Annotated in this window: 21 protein-coding genes; 4 read left to right on the forward strand and 17 right to left on the reverse strand. The window is 71.8% G+C overall.

Annotated elements, in window-relative coordinates:
* Positions 1 to 31: 31 nt before the first annotated feature.
* From ACSHXC_RS25995 to ACSHXC_RS26010, 4 genes are read right to left on the reverse strand one after another with little or no spacing between them, the layout of a single operon-like run.
* Complete coding sequence (locus ACSHXC_RS25995; RefSeq protein WP_053726133.1) at positions 32 to 745, reverse strand: ABC transporter permease; 714 nt, start codon at positions 743 to 745, stop codon at positions 32 to 34.
* Positions 745 to 1,674 (reverse strand): ABC transporter ATP-binding protein, encoded by a 930-nt coding sequence (locus ACSHXC_RS26000; protein ID WP_438293886.1) that lies wholly within the window; start codon positions 1,672 to 1,674, stop codon positions 745 to 747. The genes ACSHXC_RS25995 and ACSHXC_RS26000 overlap by 1 nt, the downstream gene beginning before the upstream one ends.
* 43 nt (positions 1,675 to 1,717) lie before the next feature.
* Positions 1,718 to 2,884, reverse strand: a complete 1,167-nt coding sequence (locus ACSHXC_RS26005) for a nucleotide disphospho-sugar-binding domain-containing protein (RefSeq protein ID WP_438293887.1) — start codon at positions 2,882 to 2,884, stop codon at positions 1,718 to 1,720.
* Positions 2,872 to 4,071, reverse strand: coding sequence for a glycosyltransferase (locus ACSHXC_RS26010; RefSeq protein ID WP_438293888.1), 1,200 nt, complete (start codon positions 4,069 to 4,071; stop codon positions 2,872 to 2,874). The genes ACSHXC_RS26005 and ACSHXC_RS26010 overlap by 13 nt, the downstream gene beginning before the upstream one ends.
* 216 nt (positions 4,072 to 4,287) lie before the next feature.
* Here ACSHXC_RS26010 and ACSHXC_RS26015 point away from each other — a divergent pair, with 216 nt between their 5' ends.
* The 3 genes from ACSHXC_RS26015 to ACSHXC_RS26025 are packed head-to-tail and all read left to right on the forward strand — an operon-like array spanning position 4,288 to position 6,871.
* Positions 4,288 to 5,352 carry a ketoacyl-ACP synthase III family protein gene (locus ACSHXC_RS26015; protein ID WP_438293889.1) on the forward strand — a complete coding sequence of 355 codons (1,065 nt, stop codon included), beginning with the start codon at positions 4,288 to 4,290 and terminating at the stop codon, positions 5,350 to 5,352.
* Between the two features lie 34 nt (positions 5,353 to 5,386).
* Positions 5,387 to 6,148 (forward strand): NAD-dependent epimerase/dehydratase family protein, encoded by a 762-nt coding sequence (locus ACSHXC_RS26020; protein WP_438293890.1) that lies wholly within the window; start codon positions 5,387 to 5,389, stop codon positions 6,146 to 6,148.
* 51 nt (positions 6,149 to 6,199) lie between these two features.
* Positions 6,200 to 6,871 (forward strand): antibiotic biosynthesis monooxygenase, encoded by a 672-nt coding sequence (locus tag ACSHXC_RS26025; RefSeq protein ID WP_438293891.1) that lies wholly within the window; start codon positions 6,200 to 6,202, stop codon positions 6,869 to 6,871.
* A gap of 75 nt (positions 6,872 to 6,946) precedes the next feature.
* On the opposite strand, the gene ACSHXC_RS26030 is transcribed toward ACSHXC_RS26025, so the two are convergent.
* The 7 genes from ACSHXC_RS26030 to fabG form a co-directional block, all read right to left on the reverse strand.
* A complete protein-coding gene (locus ACSHXC_RS26030; protein WP_438293892.1) occupies positions 6,947 to 8,209 on the reverse strand; it encodes an FAD-dependent monooxygenase in 1,263 nt (420 codons plus the stop codon).
* On the reverse strand, positions 8,206 to 9,036 hold the full coding sequence (locus ACSHXC_RS26035; RefSeq protein WP_438293893.1) for an aromatase/cyclase: 831 nt from the start codon (positions 9,034 to 9,036) through the stop codon (positions 8,206 to 8,208). Before ACSHXC_RS26035 ends, ACSHXC_RS26030 begins: the two co-directional genes overlap by 4 nt.
* Positions 9,037 to 9,047: 11 nt before the next feature.
* Positions 9,048 to 10,079: an aldo/keto reductase gene (locus ACSHXC_RS26040; RefSeq protein WP_438293895.1), complete on the reverse strand. Its 1,032-nt coding sequence runs from the start codon at positions 10,077 to 10,079 to the stop codon at positions 9,048 to 9,050.
* Between the two features lie 43 nt (positions 10,080 to 10,122).
* Positions 10,123 to 10,752, reverse strand: a complete 630-nt coding sequence (locus ACSHXC_RS26045; RefSeq protein WP_438293896.1) for an antibiotic biosynthesis monooxygenase family protein — start codon at positions 10,750 to 10,752, stop codon at positions 10,123 to 10,125.
* A gap of 16 nt (positions 10,753 to 10,768) precedes the next feature.
* Complete coding sequence (locus ACSHXC_RS26050) at positions 10,769 to 12,292, reverse strand: class I adenylate-forming enzyme family protein (RefSeq protein WP_438293897.1); 1,524 nt, start codon at positions 12,290 to 12,292, stop codon at positions 10,769 to 10,771.
* Positions 12,285 to 13,235, reverse strand: a complete 951-nt coding sequence (locus ACSHXC_RS26055) for an aromatase/cyclase (protein WP_438293898.1) — start codon at positions 13,233 to 13,235, stop codon at positions 12,285 to 12,287. The genes ACSHXC_RS26050 and ACSHXC_RS26055 overlap by 8 nt, the downstream gene beginning before the upstream one ends.
* Before the next feature lie 82 nt (positions 13,236 to 13,317).
* Positions 13,318 to 14,115 (reverse strand): 3-oxoacyl-ACP reductase FabG, encoded by a 798-nt coding sequence (gene fabG / locus ACSHXC_RS26060; RefSeq protein ID WP_438293899.1) that lies wholly within the window; start codon positions 14,113 to 14,115, stop codon positions 13,318 to 13,320.
* A gap of 494 nt (positions 14,116 to 14,609) precedes the next feature.
* On the opposite strand from fabG, the gene ACSHXC_RS26065 reads away from it, so the two are divergent.
* Positions 14,610 to 15,053 (forward strand): nuclear transport factor 2 family protein, encoded by a 444-nt coding sequence (locus ACSHXC_RS26065; protein ID WP_438293900.1) that lies wholly within the window; start codon positions 14,610 to 14,612, stop codon positions 15,051 to 15,053.
* Between the two features lie 590 nt (positions 15,054 to 15,643).
* On the opposite strand, the gene ACSHXC_RS26070 is transcribed toward ACSHXC_RS26065, so the two are convergent.
* The 6 genes from ACSHXC_RS26070 to ACSHXC_RS26095 form a co-directional block, all read right to left on the reverse strand.
* Complete coding sequence (locus ACSHXC_RS26070) at positions 15,644 to 15,901, reverse strand: acyl carrier protein (RefSeq protein WP_438293902.1); 258 nt, start codon at positions 15,899 to 15,901, stop codon at positions 15,644 to 15,646.
* A gap of 24 nt (positions 15,902 to 15,925) precedes the next feature.
* A complete protein-coding gene (locus ACSHXC_RS26075) occupies positions 15,926 to 17,173 on the reverse strand; it encodes a ketosynthase chain-length factor (RefSeq protein ID WP_438293903.1) in 1,248 nt (415 codons plus the stop codon).
* A complete protein-coding gene (locus tag ACSHXC_RS26080) occupies positions 17,170 to 18,441 on the reverse strand; it encodes a beta-ketoacyl-[acyl-carrier-protein] synthase family protein (protein WP_386038323.1) in 1,272 nt (423 codons plus the stop codon). Before ACSHXC_RS26080 ends, ACSHXC_RS26075 begins: the two co-directional genes overlap by 4 nt.
* A gap of 60 nt (positions 18,442 to 18,501) precedes the next feature.
* A complete protein-coding gene (locus ACSHXC_RS26085) occupies positions 18,502 to 19,341 on the reverse strand; it encodes a thioesterase II family protein (protein ID WP_438293904.1) in 840 nt (279 codons plus the stop codon).
* Positions 19,338 to 20,108 carry a cyclase family protein gene (locus tag ACSHXC_RS26090; RefSeq protein ID WP_438293905.1) on the reverse strand — a complete coding sequence of 257 codons (771 nt, stop codon included), beginning with the start codon at positions 20,106 to 20,108 and terminating at the stop codon, positions 19,338 to 19,340. Before ACSHXC_RS26090 ends, ACSHXC_RS26085 begins: the two co-directional genes overlap by 4 nt.
* A gap of 157 nt (positions 20,109 to 20,265) precedes the next feature.
* The gene (locus ACSHXC_RS26095) at positions 20,266 to 21,084 is read right to left on the reverse strand and encodes an AfsR/SARP family transcriptional regulator (protein WP_053726113.1); all 819 of its coding nucleotides are present in this window, start codon (positions 21,082 to 21,084) and stop codon (positions 20,266 to 20,268) included.
* Positions 21,085 to 21,123: the final 39 nt, after the last annotated feature.

A 21,123-nucleotide genomic window follows, 5' to 3' on the forward strand; every position in this document is an offset into this window, starting at 1 on the left:
GTCCCTGCGGGCACTTGGTGAGCCGTACGGATCAGGCGCGACGGCCGCCCCTGCGGTAGGCGAAGGCGGCGAAGGCCGCGAGCAGCGCCGTCCACAGGGCGAGCACACCGAGCCCGGTGCCGCTCGGCGCGGAGTTGGCCGCCGCGTCCCAGGAGAGCTGGGCGTAGCGGTAGACCGGGGTCTCCTTCGACAGCGGCTGCAGCCACTGGGGAAGGCTGTCGGTCGGCATCATCAGGCCGCCGAGCAGCGTCAGGGTCAGGTACGAGACGGTGCCGGCGATCTGCGCGAGCTGCGCCTTGAAGAGGTAGCCGATGCCGATGCCGAGCATCGCGAGCGGGGCGATGCCGACCCAGAGCAGCAGGAAGATCTCCAGCCAGGTGCCGGGCGAGAGGTCGACGCCCCGGTAGAACTTGCCGATCAGGCCGATGACCACGATCGGCAGGATGCCGAGGCAGGTGGCGACGGCGCCGCGGGCGATGACGACCTGCACCGGCGAGAGCGGGGTGAGCCGCAGCTGGCGCAGCCAGCCGAGCGCCCGGTCCTCGGCGATGCCGGTGCCGTTGGTGATGACCACGCCGAGCGCGCCGAACGCCGCCGCGCCGACCATGGCCCGCACCAGGGACTCCTGGTCGGGGCCGCCGCCCGCGAGGGTGACGTACAGGCCGACCGGCATGATGAGGCTCATCATGAGGTAGCCGCCGTTGCGGACCAGCCGCAGGATTTCGAGGCGGATGTAACCGAGCATCAGTTGGTCCGTCCTTCCGGAGCGGCGGCCGCGTGGCGGGACTGGTGGGTCAGCGCGATGAAGGCCTCCTCCAGGCCCACGCCCGAGACCTCCAGGTCGGTGAAGGCGTCGGCGCGCGACAGGGCGTGCACCGTCGAGTCGGAGTCGCTGGTGCGCAGGTGGACGCGGCCGCCGCGGAACTCCACGGAGCTGACGCCCGGCAGCAGGTCGAAGCCGTTCTGGGCGCCGCGCGGCACGAAGCTGACCGTGCGGCCCTCGATCATGGACTTGATCTGCGAGGTGGTGCCGTCGGCGACCACCCGGCCGGAGGCGATGACGATGACGCGGTCGGCGCTGTCGTCGGCCTCTTCGAGGTAGTGCGTCGAGAACAGGACGGTGTTGCCGCGCTCGGCGTACCGCTGCATCGCGGCCCACAGCTCGCGCCGCGACTCGACGTCGAGGGCGGCGGTCGGCTCGTCGAGGACCACCAGGTCCGGGTCGCCGGCCAGCGCGAGCGCGAACCGCACGCGCTGGGCCTGGCCGCCGGAGAGCCGGTCCACATTGCGGCCGGCGATCTTGGTGAGCTCGGCGAGCTCCAGGACCTCCTGGAGCGGCAGCGGCTTGCGGTAGGTCTGGCGCACGAAGTCGACCAGCTCGCGCACCGTCACCCGGGGAATCATCTTCCCCTCCTGGAGCATGGCCCCCAAGTGCCCGGCACGCATGGCGAGTTCGGGCTTCTTGCCGAAGACCTCGATGGTGCCCTGGTCCGGCGGGAACAGCCCGAGGAGCATGTTGATGGTGGTGGACTTGCCGGCGCCGTTGGGGCCGAGGAGGGCGACCGTCTCACCGCGGCCGATCGTCAGATCGATCCCGTCGACGGCACGGACGCTGCCGTACTCCTTGACGACACCCTTGAAGACGACCGCGGGCGGGCCGTGCTGTTCTGCCATGGGGGGTGGCACCTGTTCCCTTTCCTGTGTGAGTGAGCGCATGTCAGATCAGCCCTTCCAAGGTGTGGACCAGTTCCGTGGGGCCTGGCAGGCATTCGATCTCCGCGCGTACGTCGAGCGCGGCCTTGCGGTGACGCTCGTCCTCCAGAAGGCCGGCGAGGGCATCCCGGACGAGCTGCGGGTCGTGCTGCTCGGCCTCGGTGGCGAGGCTGAGGCCGGATCCGGACTCCTGGACGAGCCGGCCGGTGGTCTGGAGGAACGGCTTGTCGCCGGGCAGCACCAGCTGCGGGACGGCCGAGGCGAACGAGGTCATGCTGGTCCCGCTGCCGCCGTGGTGGACGGCGACCGCCGTGTGGCGCATCACCGGTCCGATCGGGAAGCGGTCGACGACCTTGACGGAGGACGGGATCCCGGCGAGCGCCGCGTGGTACTGGGCGTCGATCGGGAACAGCACGTCCAGGCCCTGCTCGGTGCAGGCGTCCAGGACGTGCCGGAAGCCCAGCGGCAGCTCGCCCGTCTCGGCGAGCACCCGGCCGTGCCACATGCCGAGGCAAAGGAGCGCCCTCGGCCGCTCGGGCCGCATGACCGCCCAGTCGGGCAGTTCGGCGGTGCCGCAGTACGGGACGTACCGCGAGAGCAGGCCCGGGGTGTTGTCGCCCTCGGGGAGCAGCGAGGCTGGGCTCGGGTCGATGATCAGGGCCGGGTCGGGGAAGCCGTCGGCCCCGAACTCGGCGCACAGGTCGTGGAGTTGGACCTTGGCTTGGCGAAGGAGCGGGCTGGTGAAGTCGTCGGGGCCCCAGCGGTGGATGACGCCGGGCACACCGAGGGCGGCCGCGACGACGAGCCCGCCGAACTCCACCGGGTCGGTCATCACCAGGTCGAGCTCCGAGGCCCGGCCGAGCGTCACCAGGTCGTCGATGTAGCCGCCGAGCCGGGTGCGCCAGCGCTCGCCGACCGCGTCCCACTCGGAGTCCGCGCGGCGGTCCATGCCCGCGCGGTCGGGCATCGCCACGGCGCCGGGCCGGGTGAGCCGCTGGCGGGTCTCGCCGCCGCCGACCAGCCGGGTGTCGAGTCCGGCCGCGGACGCGAACTTCACGAGCTCGGCGTCGCCGGCCACGAGCACCTGGTGTCCGGCCGCCCGCAGCGCCCAGGTCAGCGGCACCATCGGCACGATGTGGCTGGGGACCAGGGCGGTCACTAGGACGCGCATGTTTTCTCCTGAGCGGTCGCGGCCACAAGGGCTTCGAGGTCGGTGACCAGTTGTTCCACCGGGGGGCAGGCGAGGACCGAGCGCCTGACGGCGGATGCCCGGCGCCGGAAGGAGGGCTCGGTGAGCAGCCGGCCGAGGGCTTCGCCGACCGTCTCGCCGGTGGCCCAGTAGGCGGGCAGGCTGATGCCGCTGCCGACCTCGGCGACGTGCTCGGCCGAGTTGGGCTGGTCGTCGTACATCGGCGTGACGAGCATCGGCGTACCGCTGCGCAGGCCCTCGCGGATGCTGCTGTGGCCGCCGTGCGTGATGAACACGTCGGCCGCCTCCAGGAGCACGTCCTGCGGGACCCACTCGGTGAGCAGCCGTACGTGCGAGGGGACTTCGCCGAACTCCTCGGGGTCGCGGCCCACGCCGATCGAGACGAGCGCCGTGCAGTCGAGGCGTGAGACGGCCTCGATCACCGCGTGCAGTACTTCGTCGGACTTCCACGGCATGGACGGCGCCATGGTGCCGATCGAGGCGTACACCACCGGCTTGTCGTCGGGCAGCTCGGCGAGCCAGGGCAGGGCCTTGTCGTCGCTGCGGTACGGGGTGGTCTGGCGGTAGTGGCGCAGGGTGCGCGGGTCCAGGTCGTCGCCGGTGCACTCGGCCGGGAGCCAGCTGACCAGCAGGTGCCGGTAGGCGGAATTGTCCTCGGCGGCCTCGGGCAGGCCGAGCTCGGCCCGCAGCTTGTTCAGCGGCTCGTGCATCACGGACGGAGGCAGCAGGTGGGTCGAGCCGCCGGCCACCGCGATGTGCGGGATGCCGAGCGACTCGGCGGCGAGCAGGCCGCCCATCTCCTCGCCCTCGCGGACGATCAGGTCGGGCTTCCAGCCGGCGGCGATCTCCAGGATGTCGCGTGCCGCGGCCAGGGCGGGCGGCCCGAGCACACACTCCACGAGCCCCTCCTCGTACGCCTCCTGGTCGGCCCGGAACAGCGGAAGTGCGATCGCCTCGATGCAGAAGGGGTCCTTGGCCCAGTCGAACCCGGCCGGGAAGAACGCGAGCCCGTAGCTCACGCTCTCCTCGCGCATGGACTCGTCGTCGGCCACGGCGACGGTGTGCCCGGCCCGGACGGCGGCCTGGGCCAGGGGGATCAGCAGGCGCAGATGCGACTTGCCCGCATGGGCGGTGAACAGGATGCGCACGGCGGGTCTCCGATTGGGGGGTGGGGACGGCCCTTCAGGGCCGTCCGTCGGTCATGCCCAAGAGCGTGACCTGCCCCACTCGAACGGCACTTGAGCCGCCCTTGGCCGGGCTTTCCCCGGCCGCACTCAAGTCCGATTCGAGAGGCGGTGGCGACCTTGGGCGCATGCCGTATGCCCGAAGGATTCGACCGAACCGCCGAACAGGGGAGTAGCTGGATGCGTTGGAACGAGATCTATGTCGCCTCGCTCGGCAGCTGGCTGCCCGAGCCCGTCCCGGTGGCCGAGGCCGTCGCGGCCGGGGAGTGCGGCCAGGAGTGGATCGACGACTTCGGGTACGAGTCCGTGCGGATCGCCCGCGAGAGCGAGGAGGAGGGCTGGACGGCGCCGCCGGACATGGCCGTCGCCGCCGGACGCACCGCGCACGAGCGCTCCGGCCTGAACAAGTCCGCGTACTCGCTGCTCCTGCACGGCAGCACCTGGTTCCAGGGCCTCGACATCTGGCCGGCCGCGTCCTACATCGCCAAGCGGACCGTCGGCGCCACCGTGCCCGGCCTCGATGTGCAGCAGCGCTGCAACATCGGCATCAGCGGGCTCGACCTGGCCGCCGCCCACCTCACGGCCGGCTACGGCAAGGGCAGCGCGGTCATGCTCACCACCGCCGACCGCTTCGGCGGCCCCGGCGCCGACCGCTGGCAGCTGCGGCACGGCAACGCCTACGCCGACGGTGCGACCGCGACCATCCTGTCCACCGAGGGTGGCTTCGCCCGCCTGGTGGCCACGGCGACCGTCGCCGACAACTCCCTGGAGCCGATGGCCCGGGGCGACGAGGAGTTCGGCCCGGTCTCGCGCGCCGCCGAGCGGCAGATCGACCTCACCGCACGCGGCGACGCCCAGAAGGCCGTCAGCGACGAGACGATGACCAACATCCGCTTCGGCAAGGTGATGCAGGAGGCCAAGCAGGCCGTCCTCGACGACGCCGAGCTTGAGATGGACGACATCGCGTACGTCATCATCCCCTCCACCGGCCGGATCAAGGGCCCCTTCCAGATCCACCACCTCCTCGGCGTGGACGAGTCCGAGACCACCTGGGAGTTCGCCCGGCGCAGCGGCCACATCGGCGCCGGCGACTGGGCGGCCGGCCTCGAAAACCTGCTGCTCACCGGCCAGTTGAAGCCCGGCGACCACGTGATGCTCTACGGCGGCGGAGCGGGCTACACCATCACCACCGCCGTACTGGAAATCCTGGAGATCCCGGCCTGGGCCGAGCCCGCCGCGGCCTGAACCGGCCGCCCACCACAAGGAGTTGGCACACCCCATGGAGATAGTCGGCAGGGGCTTCCTGGCCGGACACCTGGCAGGCATCGCCGGACACCACCGGGACGTGGTGGCGCTGGCCGCCGGGGTCTCGGCCGCCGGGGACATCCCGCCCGAGCAGTACACCCGGGAGTCCAAGCGCCTCTACGAGGTGCTGCGGCACTGCGAGAAGACCGGCAAACGCCTGGTGTTCTTCTCCACGGCGTCCGCCGGGATGTACTCGGTGCCCGACGCCTCGCCCGGCCGCGAGGACGGCCCCGTCTACCCGGCGACCCCGTACGGCCGCCACAAGCTCTCCCTCGAAGCGGTCGTCAAGTCCTCGGACGTCGAGTACCTGATCCTGCGCCTGTCGCACGTCGTCGGCTTCAACCAGCCCGCCCACCAGCTACTGCCCGCGCTCGTACGGCAGTTGGTGAGCGGCGAGATCCAGGTCTACCGCGGCGCGCAGCGCGACCTGATCGACGTCGAGGACGTCATCAAGATCGTGCACACGCTGCTCGTCGACGGACGCACCCGTGACGTCGTCAACGTCGCCTCGGGCCACGCCCCGCACATCGAGGACGTCGTCACACACATGGAGCACCTGCTCGGCACCCGTGCCGAGAAGTCCTACGTGGAGGCCTCGGGCGCCCAGCCCGTCTCCATCGACAAGCTCTGCCGTCTCGTGCCGCCGGTGTACGGGCTCGGCTTCGGACCCGACTACTACCGCAAGGTCCTCGACAAGTACGTGCACGCCTACGCGCACCAGCCGGTCACCGCTTAACCACACACCCACTCAGGCACCTCCTTTTCAGGAAACGGAAGGTCACACCCCATGAGCGAGAACAGCCCCGTCGTCGCGGTCGCCCACTTCGTCCTCAAGGAGAAGCACAAGGCGAAGGGCGCCGAGTTCGAGAAGGCCTACCTCAAGTACAAGGAGGCCGTCGCCGCCAAGGACGGTCTGCTGCGCACGGCGCTGCTCCGCGGCATCAAGGAGCCCGACAACTTCGTCATCCTCACCTGGTGGCGGGACGCCGACGCGCACCGCACGGTCGTCGGCGACTGGCAGTTCTTCACCGCCGTCAGCAGCCGCTTCGTCTACCTCGCCGCCATCACCAGCGTGCACGGCCCGGTCCTGGCCGGCCAGAACGCGGCCGACGGCCTCGGCGAGCTCGCGGTGCCGTCCGCGGACGCGGCCGTCGCGCTCACCACGTTCACCCTGCGCGAGGGCGCCGACCAGCAGGCCTTCGAGTCCTCCTTCCTCGGCCACCTGTCCTTCGTCAAGGGCCACGAGGGCTTCCTCGGCCACCAGCTGGTGCACTCCAACCGTGAGACCGGCGCCTACGTCAACATCGGCTGGTGGAGCGGCCCGCAGGCCTACCTGCCGGTCCTGCAGAGCCCGGAGATGGCCGCCGACGCCAAGACCATGGCCGTGCACGCCGAGGTCAAGGGCGGCCTGTACAAGGCGGTCGTCGACTCGGCCCGCACCGAGGTCGCAGCCCTCTGAACCGCTGAACCACCGCACACCGAAAGGCGGGCCGGGTCTTCGAGACCCGGCCCGCCTTCGGCGTTTGAGTATGTGTCAGCGAGCCGTGAACAGCCCCTCGGCCACCTCGATCGACGGGTTGCCGAACGCGATGGTGCGCAGCACCTTGCGGTAGACCGGGGTGTGCTTCACGACGGCCGCCAGCTTCGGGCGCACCCGCGTCGCGAACGTGCCGGTCGACAGCATCGCCTTGGACTGCATGCCCTGGAGCCGCATCATCGTCGCGATGTCGGGCGCCCGGCGCTCCTCGAAGCGGGACAGGAACGCGGCGCCGGCATCCCCGCGGCCCACCGACTCGACAAGCAGCGGATGCAGAACGACCGCGTCCTGCACCGACAGGTTGATGCCCTGCGCGCCGATCGGGCTGTGCGTGTGCGCCGCGTCGCCCATCAGGACCAGGCCGTCGGTCGCCCAGCGCTCGGCGCGCCCGGAGAACACGTCGAGGAGGCTGAGGTCGCGCAGCGAGGTGATCTGGGCGTCGATCAGGTCCGCGTACGCCGGAACCGCCTTCGCCAGCTGCTCCTTGACATGGCCGAGGCCCTCGGCGACGACGGCCTTGTAGCCGCCGTGCGGCAGCGTCCAGCCGACCTGGATCCGGTTGGGCCAGGACCCGTACGAGAGCACCGGGCTGGTGCCGGCGCTCCGGAACACCCGGACGTCATGGCTGACTTCGGGCTCCTCCTTGGTCAGCTTGAACCACAGCACGTCCTGGTCGAAGGCCTCGCTGCGGCCCGCCTCGATGCCGGCGAGCCGGCGCACCTTGGAGAACCGCCCGTCGGCGCCGACCACGACCTTGCTGTGGAAGACGTGCCCGTCGGCGGCGGCCCCGGTGATCCGGCCCCGCTCGTCGCGCAGGAGCGCGTTGACACGGCAGCCGTCCACGTAACTGAAGTCGGCGAACTCGGCGCAGTGCAGCAGGAGTTCGGTCAGCAGATGGGACTGCGGGATGGACAGGAGGTGGTCGTACGGGGCCGGAAGCGCGCGGTAGTCGATGTCGAGCAGGACCCGGTCCTGCTCCACGAGGCGGAAGCGGTCGTGCTCGTGGCAGCCGCGTTCACGGGCTCCGGCGAGCACGCCGAGCCGGTCCAGGACCGTCATCGCGCCCGGCTGGAGGATCTCGCCGCGGAACTCCCGCTGGTGCGAGCGCGAGCGCTCCACCACGGTCACCCGCACCCCGGACTTGAGCAGCAGCAGAGCGAGGGTCAGACCGGCGGGGCCCGCCCCGACGATGCACACGTCACTGCGGTGCTCCTCGTCGGTGCGGGCCCCCGCGCGGACCTCCTCGGCGGCCGCGGTCATCGCTGCCCGGCCAGCGCGAGCGCGGAGCGCACGTCGTTGGTGGCCATTTCGAGGACCCGGTCGCGGCCGGCCGAGGCGACGGCGAGCACGTCCGCCGTCACCAGGACCCCGCCGGGCGCCTCGACCAGACGCCAGCGGCGCCGGTAGAGCTCGGCCGGCGCGGGCGGCGCGAGCGGCTTCTGTACGAGGGTGTGGCCGCCGTGCTCGATCTGCACGGTCGGTACGTCGTCCTGGGTGCCGAACCAGGCGCTCTCCTCGCCGTCGCGCCACGGCAGCGCGTCCAGGAGCCGGGCGTGCACCGAGGCGACCGAGCCGGACAGGATCGCACTGTCCTCCACCCGGATCACGTCGGAGGTGAGCGAACCGGGCTGCTCCGTCTTGGACTTGAGGGTGCGCATCTGGAGCCCGCCGTGCCGGTCGAGCTCGCCCGCCGTCTCCGCGGGGTCCGCGTCCGTGGTGAACCAGTGCCCGGACACCACGCGGCAGCCGCCGTCGGGGCGGGGCAGGAAGTCCCAGGTGCCGCCGAGCTCCTTGATCGGGCCCACCGAGCCCTGCTGCGCGAAGTCCATGCGCAGCGCCACCGGGTCCAGGGTGCGCCTGGAGGTCCAGATGCGCAGGCCGCCCTCGGGGCCCGGGCGCACCGCCCAGAACTTCACCTCGTCGTCCTGGCCCTCCTGGCTCAGGGTCTCGGTGTGCGCGATCCAGGGGTAGAGCAGCGGCCAGTCGGCCACATCGGTCAGCGCCCGGTAGACGGTGTCCGCCGAGGCGTCGATCTCGATGCCGGCACGCGTCCGGTGGATCTCCCTGTCGGTCGTGGAAGTGCTCACAGCAGTACCTCTCAGAGGGTGGCGGGGGAGGGGGAGGCCGCGGCCTTGGCGCGGAGCATGCGGCTCAGGGTCAGCCCGGGGTCGGTGACCACGACGGATCCGAGGGCCGCGTCGACGCGGGCCAGCAGCTCCGGGTCGAGCGCGGCCTCGGCGGCCGCGAGGTTGCGGCCGATCTGCTCGGGCGCGGAGGCCCCGATGACCGCCGTGGCGACCTGGGCGTTCTGCAGCACCCAGGCCAAGGCGAGTTGAGGCATCGTCAGATTCGTGTCCTCGGCCAGCTCGGCGACCCGGCCGACGGCGGTCAGGACCTCGTCCGACAGGAAGCGGTAGCGCTGGATGGAGACGTCTCCGCCCTTGGCGGCCACCGCCCGGGAGCCCGCGGGCGCCTGCCGGCCCGGCTTGTACTTCCCGGTCAGTACGCCGCCGGCCAGCGGCGACCAGACCATCTGCCCGATGCCGAGCGGCGCGCACGCCGGGACGACCTCGGCCTCGATGACCCGCCACAGCATCGAGTACTGCGGCTGGTTCGAGACCAGCTCGATGCCCAGCTCGCGGGCGAGTTCCGCGGCCCGCTCGATCTCGTCGGCGGCCCACTCCGAGACGCCGACGTAGCGCACCTTGCCCGCGGCCACGGCGTCCGCGAAGGCGCCCATGGTCTCTTCGAGCGGCGTCGAGTCGTCGTACAGGTGCGCCTGGTACAGGTCGATGTGCCCGGCGTTAAGGCGGCGCAGCGAGGCGTCCAGGCTCTCGGTGATCCGGGTGCGCGACAGCGCGCCCGGGCCGGGACCGCCGCCCCTGCCGACCTTGGTGCAGATCACGACGGCGTCCCGGTCGACGCCCGCGAGGGCCCGGCCGAGGTGCTCCTCGGCCCGGCCCTCGGCGTACGCGTCGGCGGTGTCGAACGTGGTGATGCCCGCATCCAGCGCGGCCCGTACGCAGGCGGAGGCGGCCCGGTCGTCCAGCTGGTTGCCCGCGGTCAGCGAGTTCCCGAACGCGACCCGGCTGACCACCGGTCCCGAGGCACCGAGACGGCGGTACTCCATGGTGAATCCCTTCTGTTCTGGGCGGGGCCCGCCTCCCGAGCCGTCAGGCCCCGGCCGGGGCGGGCTCGGCGCGGTTGCCCGCGACGTGGGCGGCGGGCACGGTGCGCACCTCGGCGAGCGCGGCGAGCGGCGCGTACTCCGGCAGGACGGTCGCCGCGAGTGCGGCTTCCGCGTCGCGCCAGCGGGTGAGCGCGGTGAACCCGCCGGGCCGGGCGAACAGCGACTTGGCGAGGTCGGCGGCGACGAAGCCGTCGATCGAGGCGGCCGCCCGGGCGTGGGCGCGGTAGGCCCCGATGAAGGCGTCCGTCGCGTCGGCGTTGTCGGCCTCGACGGTGAAGAAGTCCACGAGGAGCACGTCGCCGGGCTCGCCCGCGGCGCCGTCGAAGCGCGCGATCCCCATCGAGGGGTCGGCCTCCACGGAGACGATCTTGTGGAACTCCTCGGCATGCTCCTGGAACGTGGCGCTCGCCAGGACCTGCTGGAAGTCCTCGGGCCGCTCCCACCAGCCGAGGTTGACGTACACCTCGGGCCGGTCGGCGGAGCGGACCGCCTGGTGGGCGAGGAAGCCCGGCTGGGCGCGCATCCACTCCACGTGGGCCAGGAAGCGCGCCTCGAACTCCTCGGCGCCGGCCGGGTCGAGCAGCGTGAACGTGTTGATGACGGTGAAGGACATGAGGTGCCTCTCCGGCTCAGCCGGCGACAGGCTGACGAGTGGTCAACTGCTCGGCAAGCAGGCGTCGTTGGATCTTTCCGTTGCCCGAACGCGGGATCGCGTCGAGCGTCATGGCGTCGCGCACGTGCTGGTAGTACGGCAGGGCGTCATTGGCCTGCGCGATCACATCCGCGAGGCCGTCCGGGTGAGCGCCGACGAGCACCACGAGGGCGCCCGCGACCGCGCCGTGTTCGACATCGGCCAGCTCGACCACGACGACGTCGGCGACCCGCGGGTCGCGGCGCAGCACGCGCTCCACGTCCGAGGGTGCGACGAGGAAGTTGTCGCACTTGAAGACGTCCTTGAGGCGGTCCACCAGGAACAGCCGGCCGTCCTCGTCGATCCGGCCGACGTCGCCGGTGCTCAGCCAGCCGTCCGGCTCCAAGCCGGTGCCGTCGGGCCCGCCCGCGTACCCCTGCATCACCTGCGGGCCGCGCAGCTGCACCTCGCCGACGCCGCCCGCCGCGAGCACCGCGCGCGAGTCGATGTCGACGACCCGGCACTCGGTCCCGGCGACCGGGGTGCCGACCGAGCCGTGCACCGGGTGGTCCGGGTCGTCGCTGTGGGTCAGCGGGGAGGTCTCGGCGAGCCCGTACCCCTGGAAGACCGGCACGCCGAACCGCTTGGACAGGCGGCGCGCGGCAGGCACCGGAAGGCCCGAGCCGCCGGACGCGATGCGCCGCACCGACGTCATCGAGACGGAGTCCAGGTCCGGGTCGGCGGCGAGCCGGGCGAGCCGCACCGGCAGGCTGTACAGGATCGTCGCCCGATGCCGGTTCGCGGTCATCAGCGCGGCGTACGGCTCCGGCGAGGCACACAGGACCTGCGTGGCGCCCGCGGCGATCGCCGAGTTGAGGTGCATCGGGTGATAGGTCGGCAGATGGTTCAGGCTGACCGTCTCGCCGTCGAGCCGGTGCGCCTGGGCGATCTGCGCCGCGTTGACGGTCACATTGCGGTGACTGAGCCGAACGGCCTTGGGCCGCCCGGTGGTTCCGCTGGTGAACTGGAGCGCGGCGGTGTCCGCGGGCCCCTTGGCGGGGGCGGCGAGGGGCCGGTCGGAGGCAAGGACATCCAGTCCATCGGTACCGGCGCCGATCAGGACGACCTCGCGCAGCTCGGGCAGCCGGTCGCGGACGTTCTCCAGGCGCGCGTTCAGGCCGGTGTCGAGCAGGGCCACGCGGGCCCCGCCGAGACCGAGCACATGCAGCAGGTCGTCCTCGCGGAGCAGCGGGTTGACCACGGCCACGGTGTGCCCGGCCCGCACGGCCGCGTAGTACGCGACGGCGATGTCCGGGTGAAGGACGGTGCCCACCGCCACGACCGTCGGCTCGGGCGCGAGCGCCTGGAGCCCGGCGGCGACGGCGGTGACCCGGGCGTCGAAGGTGGCGTAGTCCATCGCGAAGTCGTCGGTGACGACGGCGCGCCGCGCGGGGTGCGCGGCGGCGGCCCGGGAAAGCAGCTGGTCGAGCCGGTCCGGCACATCGGGCACAGTGTCAGGCACGGAGCGCCTCCGCGTAAGTGCGGGCCAGCTTCAGGGTGTTGGTGGAGTTGGTGGACAGCGCACGGTGCACGTAGGCGCGCGCGTCGGCGACGGTCTTGCCTTCGCCGAGGTACTTCTCGATGGTGTCGGTCCGCAGCGTGACGGTGTGCCGAGAGGTCACATCGACGCCGCCCTCGACCTCGACGACGGTCCAGCGACCGGTGTGGGCGGTCATCAGCCCGGGCACGGTGGTCTGCTTGTAGACGATGCGATCCGGGGCGAAGACGACGCGGATCGACTCGGTGGTGTGCACCGAACCGTCGGCGGTGCTGGTGTCCATCGCCATGACCTGCACGCCCGGCTCGTCCTCGGTCAGGTCGAGGCGCGCGACGTGCGGCAGGCGATCGGGCCACAGGTCGGCCCGGTTGAGGAAGTCGAAGACGTCGGCGGCGTCGGCCTCCATGTGGACGGTGTCGTCGAAGGTGAAGACCAGCTCGTCCAGCTGGGCGTGCTGCTCGGCGAGTTCCTTGATGTTGTTCAGTTCGGCCGCGCTGTTGCGGTCCACCGCGGAGTTGATCCAGTCCACGGCGTCCGGGGCGTCGTCGACGGCCTCGAAGTCGTGGTGGAGTTCGAGCAGCGAGGTCTCGGAGTCCACGGGGGAGACCACCCAGGCGCCGCCCATACCGGCCACCGGCGGCGTCGAGACCTCCTGGCGGAAGTCGACCCGGAGGCGCTGGGGGTCGAAGGTGCGGCGCGAGATCCAGTTCTTGACGGCGCCGTTGGCGGTCGCCCAGATGTGGATGCGCTCGGCGCGGTCGTCCCGTTCCAGGTGCTCGACGTGCACGTTGGGGCCGAAGTACTGCGGCCACTTGGTGACATCGGCGACGATCCCGTACACGACCTCGGCGGGGGCGGCGACGGCGACGCTGTGAAGGGTGTGGTGCTTCGTTCCGGTCACGGACACGGGATAACTTCCTTATGTGGTAGGGGAGTTGATTGGAGCCGTCGGGCTCGTCGTGTGGGGCTGATCGACGGTGCCGGCGTCGTCAGAAGTTGCCGAGGCCGCCGCAGACGTTGAGGGCCTGCGCGGTGATGGAGGCGGCGGTGTCGGTGGCCAGGTAGCCGACGAGCCCCGCGACCTCCTCCGGGGTGGAGTAGCGGCCGAGCGGGATCTTCGAGGTGAACTTGGCGAGGATCGCGTCCTCGGAGGTGTCGTACGCCTCGGCGTAGCCCTGCCGCACGCGCTGCGCCATCGGCGTTTCGACGTAGCCGGGGCAGACCGCGTTCACGGTGATGCCGGTCGGGGCGAGCTCGTTGCCGAGCGCCTTGGTGAAGCCGACCACGCCGTGCTTGGACGCGGAGTACGGGGCGCCGAGCACCACACCCTGCTTGCCTGCGGTGGAGGCGATGTTGATGACCCGGCCCCAGCCGCGCTCGCGCATGCCGCCGGCGTTGAGCACCTCGCGGGTCACGCGGAAGACGCTGTTCAGGTTCGTGTCGATGACGTCGTCCCACACCTCGTCCGACACGTCGGCGGTCACGCCGCCGCCGCTGCGGCCGGCGTTGTTGACCACGACATCGACGCGGCCGTACGCGGTGACGGCGGCGGCCACGAGCTCCTTGACGGACTCGGGGCTGCGGACGTCGGCGGTCGCGCCGGACACCTCCAGGCCCTCCTCGCGGAGCTCCTTGACGGTGAGCTCGACGGACTCGGCGCTGCGCGCGCAGATGAACACGGCGAGGCCGGCCGCGCCGAGCGCCCGCGCCGAGGCCAGACCGATCCCGCTGGTCGCCCCGGTGATGAGCGCGACGCGGCGCTCGGCGGTGGGCTTGGGCTGAGTCATACGAATCTCCTCCGGAGGGGGTTGGGGTATGGGGGCCAAAGTGCGCCGGGGCACTTGAACGGGTATCGAGCGGGGCTGGACTGCTCGGCTCGGGCCCGGCGGGCGGCCCTGGGGCTCCGCCCCGGACCCCGCTCCTCAAAGGCCGGAGGGGCTGGATACGTTGCTGGTCGACTGCGGGTAGTCGGTGGCTGGTCGCGCAGTTCCCCGCGCCCCTAACAGGGTTGCCCCTGGCCAGCACCGGCATCTTCGGCCCGTCCGGCAAACACGGGCATCAGCCCAATCCAGCCCGTCCGGCGTTTGAGGACGAGCGCCCTTAAGGCGCGAACGGGGTCTGGGGCGGAGCCCCAGGTCACGACCGACGGGCCGCAGCCGACCCACTCACCCCAGAGGGTTTGGGGAAGGGGCGGGGCGGGAGCCCCAGCGGGGCACCAGCACGGGTCGAGCGGGGAGCGGCACGCTCCTGGGGCAGGAAGATCCAGGAGGAGAGGACCCCCATGAGCGTCACCGAGCTGCCGCAGGCCGCCACCATCGCCGGGCTGTACACGGAGATCCAGCAGTTCTACGCGCAGCAGATGCACCTGCTCGACGACGGCAAGGTCGAGGAGTGGGCCCACACCTTCACCACCGACGGTGTGTTCGCCGCCAACGCGCAGCCGGTTCCGGCGGTGGGCCGTGAGGCCATCACCGCGGCCGCGGCCGCCGCCACCGAGGCGTACGCCAAGGCCGGCGTCCAGCGTCGGCACTGGCTGGGCATGGTCTCGGTCGAGGGCGTCGACGGCGACGCCGTGAACGCCCGTTGCTACGCGCTGGTCATCGAGACGCCGCGGGGTGGGCGGCCCGAGATCAAGGCGAGCACGCTGTGCGAGGACCGGATCGTGCGCGTGGACGGTGCCTGGCAGATCCAGGACCGCCAGATCACCCGGGACGACCTGATCTGACCCTCCCCCCAGAGCCAGTGCCCGCACGCAATCCCCCGGCGTGCGGGCACTTCTGCGTGTACCGGTGGGCGGGGGTGGGGTGCGGGTCGGGCGGGGTGCGCTGGGGCTCCGCCCCAGACCCCGTTGTGACCCCACCCCACCCCTTCCCGAAACCCGCCGGCTGCGGCCCGTCGGTCGTGACCTGGGGCTCCGCCCCAGACCCCGTTCGCGCCTGAAGGGCGCTCGTCCTCAAACGCCGGACGGGCTGGATTGGGCTGATGCCCGTGTTTGCCGGACGGGCTGGGGGTGGGCTGGTGTCCGTGTTTGCCGGGCGGGCTGGGGTGGGCTGATGTCCGTGTTTGCCGGGCGGGCTGAAGATGCCGGTGCTGGCCGGGGGGGGGCGACCCTGTTAGGGGCGCGGGGAACTGCGCGACCAGCCACCGACTACCCGCAGTCGACCAGCAACGTATCCAGCCCCTCCGGCGTTTGAGGAGCGGGGTCTGGGGCGGAGCCCCAGGGGGTTGCCTCGCGGGCACACCCCGCGCAACGCAAACGGCCGCCGCACCCCGTAAGGGATGGGCAGCCGATCGCACCCGGAACCCCCGGAGGGGCTACGCCGCCGTCGCGGTAGACGACAGGCACTCGTTGATGAACTCCAGCAGCAGCCGAGGCGTGGACGCCTCCGCAACCGTGTCGTCGGACAGCTGTATCTGGTAGTCCCGCTCGATGACCCCCGTCACCTGAAGGATCGCGAGCGAGTCGTAGCCCAGGTCGTCGAACGGCACGTCCAGGACGTCGCCGTCCAGGTCGATCCCCTCGCCGACACCGGCGCACTCGCGCAGCAGCGTGGTCAGTTCCTTGAGATTCATGAAGCTCGCCTTCCAGGTTGGAGTTCAGTTCGCCGCGGTCACGACGGCCGCGGCGTTGAAGCCGCCGGTCCCGCGGGCCAGGACGAGTGCGGTACGGACCGGGCCGCGCCGGGCCTCGGTGACCAGGTCGAGCGCGTCGGCCGCGACCGGGTCGGTGACGTTCACGGTCGGCGGGATCACCGCGTCCCGGATGGAGAGCAGCGCCGCCGCCAGGTCGAGCGAGGCGCCGCCGGCCGACAGGCGGCCCGTCATGGTCTTGGGGGCCGTCACCGGCACGCCGCGGGGGCCGAAAAGGGCGGTCAGCGCCGCCTCCTCCTGGCGGTCGAGCTCCGGCACTCCGGACGCGTCCGCGAAGACGACGTCGACGTCGGATGCGGTCAACCCGGCTTCCGCCAGGGCCAGTTCGGCCGCTCGGCGCAGACCCGGCTCGCCGCCCCGGCCCGGTGCCGGGTCGAAGGTGGCGGCGTAGCCCGAGAGCTGTCCGTAGATCCGGGCGCCGCGCTCGCGGGCCGCCTCGGCGTCCTCCAGGACGAGGATGGCGCCGCCCTCTCCGGCGACGTAACCGCTGGCCTCGCTGTCGAACGGCAGGAACGCGCGCGCCGGGTCGGAGACCGCGCTCATGCGGCCGCCGGCGAGCTGAGCCGTCCAGCCCCAGGGGCAGACCGCGCCGTCCACGCCGCCGGTGACGATGAGCTTGCTGCCCTTGCGCAGCTGGCGCCGGGCCTGGGCGACCGCGTCGAGGCCGCCCGCCTGCTCGGTGACCAGCACGCCGCTGGGGCCGCGAAGGCCGTGCCGGATGGAGATCTGGCCGGTGTTGACGGCGTAGAACCAGGCGTACGACTGGTACGCGGAGACATACTGGCCGCCCTTGCTCCACAGCGCCTGGAGCTCGCGCTGGCCGAACTCGAAGCCCCCCGCGGAGGCCGCGGTGACCGCGCCCGCCGAGTACTGCGGCATCTCGGCCGGGTCGGCGCCGGAGTCCTCCAGGGCCTCCTTGGCGGCGGTCAGCGCGAGCCGCGTCATGTGGTCGGTCTGCGGAAGCAGCCGGCTCGGGATGTGCTCCTCGGCCTCGAAGCCGGGCACCTCGCCCGCGAGCGTGGCCGGGTAGCCGGAGGCGTCGAAGCGGGAGACCGGGCGGATGCCGCTCTCGCCCGCCACGGTCGCCTCCCACCAGGCCTGTGTGCCGAGGCCGTTGGGGGCGGTGACGCCGATTCCGGTGAACACCGCGGTGGCGGAGCGCACCGCCGTACGTTCGAGCAGCTCGCTCGTCATGCCGTCTTCCTCCGCTCGGGCTTGGTGAGCACGATCGCGCTCTGGAATCCGCCGAAGCCGCTGCCCACGCTGAGCACCGTGTTGATGTCGCGCTCGCGGGCGTGGATCGGCGTGTAGTCGAGGTCGCACTTGGGGTCGGCCTCGTGCAGATTCGCGGTGGGCGGCACCATGCCGTGCTCGATGGCCAGCGCGGACGCGGCGATCTCCAGGGAGCCGATGGCGCCGAGCGAGTGCCCGATCATCGACTTGATGGAGGAGACGGGCGTCGCGTACGCGTGGTCGCCGAGGCTCTTCTTGAACGCGGCCGTCTCGTGGCGGTCGTTCTGCAGGGTGCCCGAGCCGTGCGCGTTGATGTAGTCGATGTCGGTGCCGGGGATGCCCGCCTCGTCGAGCGCCGCGCCGATGGCCTCGGCCATCTCCGCGCCGTCGGCCCGCAGTCCCGTCATGTTGTACGCGTTGGAGCGCGAGGCGAACCCGGCGATCTCGGCGTAGATGTGCGCGCCGCGCGCCACGGCCTGCTCGTACTCCTCCAGGACGAACACCGCGCTGCCCTCGCCGAGCACGAAGCCGTTGCGGGACTTGTCGAAGGGCCGCGAGGCCGTCTCCGGCTCGTCGTTGCGGTTCGAGGTGGCCTTGATGGCGTCGAAGCAGGCGACCGAGATCGGCGAGATCGGCGCCTCGGTGGCCCCGGCGATCATGACGTCGGCGCTGCCCTCACGGATCAGCTCGACCGCGTGGCCGACCGAGTCCAGGCCCGAGGTGCAGCCGGTGGAGACCACGGCGGTGGGACCCTGCGCGCCGAACTCCCAGGCCACCTCGGCCGCGAACGAGCTCGGCACGAAGTAGTCGTACAGGTGCGGCACGGCCCGCTCGTGGTCGACGAGCCACTCGGCGCCGTTGTTGCTGACCGCCGCGTACTCGTAGTCGAGCCCGGTGGTCGCGCCGACCGCGCTGCCGATGGTGACGCCGGTGCGGAACGGGTCGATGCCCGCCATGTCCAGGCCGCTGTCGGAGACCGCCTCACGGGCGCCGACCAGCGCGAACTGGGCGGCCCGGTCGAGGCGTCCGGCCTGCTCCTCGGTGAGACCCTGGGCGACCGGGTCGAAGTCCACCTCGGCGGCGATCCTCGACCGGAAGGCCGAGGCGTCGAAGAGCGAGACGGCCCTGGTCGCGGTGCGGCCCGCGGTCAGCAGGGACCAGTACTCCTTGGTGCCGACGCCCCCGGGGGCGACCACACCGATTCCGGTGATGACTACGCGTCGGCTCACCTGTCCCCCTCGTTGGGCTGGGCCTGGGGGTGCGCCCCGGGAATGTGCAGCACGGCTGCGTCACCTCTCTGATAGGTCCGCTGTGAGATCCGCTGTTGGAAGGAGTCTCGTCCCGCCCTCTTGACGCCCGCTCGACTCGCCGTCGTACTTCCCCTTGAGCGACTCCCGCAGCTCAAGGGCCACTTCGCGCAGCAGCTCGGGGACCACGCGCTCGCGTACGAAGAAGTGGCCGCCGGGCATCGTCTGGAGCCGGAAACGGGTCACCGAGTAGTCGGCCCACTCGGCCACCTCCCACAGCGGCGCGATCGGGTCGTCGCGCCCGGCAAGGGCCATCAGCGGCGTACCGACCGCCATGCCGGCGTTGACCTGGCACAGCGCCTCGCCCAGGTGCAGATCGTCGCGGAGCGCCGGGATGACCTGGCGCTGCCACAGCGAACGGTCCCGCCCGGCGGCCTCCACAGGCGCCGCCTCCAAGTCGACCAGGAGATCGATGAGTTCGTGGTCGGGCAGCCGCGCCCCGCGCAGCAGCGTGTTGCGCAGATGCGGCGGCGGTACGGCGCCGATCACCAGGCGGGCCGGCGGCAGCAGGCCGTCGTCCTCCAGGGTGCGGGTCAGCGCGTGCGCGACCAGACCGCCGAGGCTGTGCCCGTACAGGAGGTAGGGCCGGTCGAGCAGCGGAGTGATCAACTCCCGCAGCTCGTTCATGAGTTCGGTGGCGTCGGTGATCCGCGCCTCCTTGGCGCGTGGACCGCGGCCCGGCAGCAGGACCGGCACCACCTCGGCGGTGTCGCCGAGGATCTTCTGCCACTTGGCGAAGGAGGAGATCCCGGCGCCCGCGTGGTGGAAGCAGAACAGCCAGGGCGTCACGGTGTCCTCCCGTGCGGCGCTCTCGGTTCTCATTCGTCGATCAGGGCGACGGCCCGGGTCCAGCCCGCCCCCGCTCCGGCGATCTTCACGGGGAAGCAGGACACCCGGAAGCCGTGCGCGGGCAGCGTGTCGAGCTGGGCGAGCCGCTCGACCTGGCAGTACTCGCGGCGCCGGCCCGCGAAGTGGGCCGGCCACAGCACCGACTTGTCGCCGGTCTCCTGGAAGGTACGGATCATGTGCCCGAAGGGCGCGTCCAGGCTCCAGGCGTCGGTGCCGATCACGCGTACGCCGAGGTCGAGCAGATAGTCGGTGGCGGCGCCGTCGAGCCCCGCGAAATCGGTGAAGTACCGTGGCGTACCGGAGTGTTGTGAAGCCCCCGTGTGCAGCATGACGATGTCGAGCGGCTGCGGGGTGTACCCGATCTCGGCGATCTGCTTCTCGATGCGCTCGACGCCGATGGTGCCGATGCCGACATCGCTCACGTCGAGCACGACGGCCGGGCGCAGGAACCAGTCCAGCGGCATCTCGTCGATGTGCCGGGGCCGCCCGTAGTCGCCGACCGAGCCGTAGTGCGAGGGCGCGTCCACATGCGTACCGGTGTGGCTGGTCAGGGTGAGGGTGTCCAGGGACAGGAGTTCGCCCCCGGGCAGGTCGGCCGGATCGAAGTCGAGCCCGAAGTGCTCCTTCATCTCCGCCGCCATGTGCGCGGCGCCCTCGGCGGGCGTCATGATCTCGTGGACGATCGGGTCCGGCTCCCAGCCGGCCGCGTCCACGGGCGACGACAGATCGATGACTCGCAAGGTAACCCCCAGTGTCGTTGGCGACGTTCGCGGGGCACTGTGCGTCGATCGCCTAGAGGCCGGATCGAGCCACGCACGCGTCGGACCCCGCCCTGTGGGGGGAGAGGGCGGGGTCCGGACGCGTTGCTGCCGGGCGGTCGGGCCGCCCGCGCGCCGCTCAGGCGGCGAAGAGGTCGAGCACCGGGCGACGCCCGGCCAGGTGCGAGTCGAGCGCCGGGTCACCGGCGAGCACCGCGCGGTGCAGCTGCTGGAGCCGCGCCGAGGGGTCGAGCCCCAGCTCGTCGGCGAGCCCGCGCCGCAGGTTCTGGAACACGTCGAGCGCCTGCCACTGCCGGCCGGACCGGTACAGCGCCACCATGCACTGGGCGTGCAGGCCCTCGTGCAGCGGGTGACGGGCCGTCAGAGAGGTGAGCTCGGCGAGCAGTTGCATGTGCCGCCCGAGCCGCAGATCGGAGTCGATCCGCTGCTCAAGCACACCGAGCCGGCTCTCCTCCAGACGCACCAGCTCGATCTCCAGGAGCGGCCCGAGGCGGACATCCACCAGGGCCGGACCGCGCCACATGCCGAGCGCCTCGCGGTAGAGCGCCGCGGCGCTCTCGTCGTCACCGCGCTCGGCGGCACCGCGCCCGGTCGCCACCAGACGGTCGTACTCGTGCACGTCCACCGCACCCGGCGTCACTTCGAGGAGGTAGCCACCGTGCCGGGTGGCGAGCACCTCACGTGCGGTGTAGGGGCTGTCCGGGCCGAGCGCCCCCGCGATCAGCCGGCGCAGCTGAAGGATGTACGTCTGCAGGGTGGTCAGCGCGCTGCGGGGCATGTCGGCACCCCAGATCTCCTCCATCAGCGTCGGCACCGGCATGACCTGGTTGGCGTACACCGAGAGCAGCGCCAGTATCTGCCGGGGCTTGCCGGCGCTCGGGACGACCGACGTGCCGCCCGACTCGGCCATGAGCGGACCGAGAACCTTGATCTCCATGGGATTCCTCCGGGGTCGGATCTGCCGGATGACCCGATG

The sequence above is a fragment of the Streptomyces sp. HUAS TT7 genome, from assembly GCF_051550175.1.
In the GTDB taxonomy this organism is placed as follows: Bacteria; Actinomycetota; Actinomycetes; order Streptomycetales; family Streptomycetaceae; genus Streptomyces.

What these genes read in the sequence shown, in the direction of transcription:
- ACSHXC_RS25995 (WP_053726133.1), bottom strand. Translation starts at nt 745, where the DNA reads ATGCTCGGTTACATCCGCCTCGAAATCCTGCGGCTGGTCCGCAACGGC.
- ACSHXC_RS26000 (WP_438293886.1), bottom strand. Translation starts at nt 1,674, where the DNA reads ATGGCAGAACAGCACGGCCCGCCCGCGGTCGTCTTCAAGGGTGTCGTC.
- ACSHXC_RS26005 (WP_438293887.1), bottom strand. Translation starts at nt 2,884, where the DNA reads ATGCGCGTCCTAGTGACCGCCCTGGTCCCCAGCCACATCGTGCCGATG.
- ACSHXC_RS26015 (WP_438293889.1), top strand. Translation starts at nt 4,288, where the DNA reads ATGCGTTGGAACGAGATCTATGTCGCCTCGCTCGGCAGCTGGCTGCCC.
- ACSHXC_RS26020 (WP_438293890.1), top strand. Translation starts at nt 5,387, where the DNA reads ATGGAGATAGTCGGCAGGGGCTTCCTGGCCGGACACCTGGCAGGCATC.
- ACSHXC_RS26025 (WP_438293891.1), top strand. Translation starts at nt 6,200, where the DNA reads ATGAGCGAGAACAGCCCCGTCGTCGCGGTCGCCCACTTCGTCCTCAAG.
- ACSHXC_RS26030 (WP_438293892.1), bottom strand. Translation starts at nt 8,209, where the DNA reads ATGACCGCGGCCGCCGAGGAGGTCCGCGCGGGGGCCCGCACCGACGAG.
- ACSHXC_RS26040 (WP_438293895.1), bottom strand. Translation starts at nt 10,079, where the DNA reads ATGGAGTACCGCCGTCTCGGTGCCTCGGGACCGGTGGTCAGCCGGGTC.
- ACSHXC_RS26045 (WP_438293896.1), bottom strand. Translation starts at nt 10,752, where the DNA reads ATGTCCTTCACCGTCATCAACACGTTCACGCTGCTCGACCCGGCCGGC.
- fabG (WP_438293899.1), bottom strand. Translation starts at nt 14,115, where the DNA reads ATGACTCAGCCCAAGCCCACCGCCGAGCGCCGCGTCGCGCTCATCACC.
- ACSHXC_RS26065 (WP_438293900.1), top strand. Translation starts at nt 14,610, where the DNA reads ATGAGCGTCACCGAGCTGCCGCAGGCCGCCACCATCGCCGGGCTGTAC.
- ACSHXC_RS26070 (WP_438293902.1), bottom strand. Translation starts at nt 15,901, where the DNA reads ATGAATCTCAAGGAACTGACCACGCTGCTGCGCGAGTGCGCCGGTGTC.
- ACSHXC_RS26075 (WP_438293903.1), bottom strand. Translation starts at nt 17,173, where the DNA reads ATGACGAGCGAGCTGCTCGAACGTACGGCGGTGCGCTCCGCCACCGCG.
- ACSHXC_RS26085 (WP_438293904.1), bottom strand. Translation starts at nt 19,341, where the DNA reads ATGAGAACCGAGAGCGCCGCACGGGAGGACACCGTGACGCCCTGGCTG.
- ACSHXC_RS26095 (WP_053726113.1), bottom strand. Translation starts at nt 21,084, where the DNA reads ATGGAGATCAAGGTTCTCGGTCCGCTCATGGCCGAGTCGGGCGGCACG.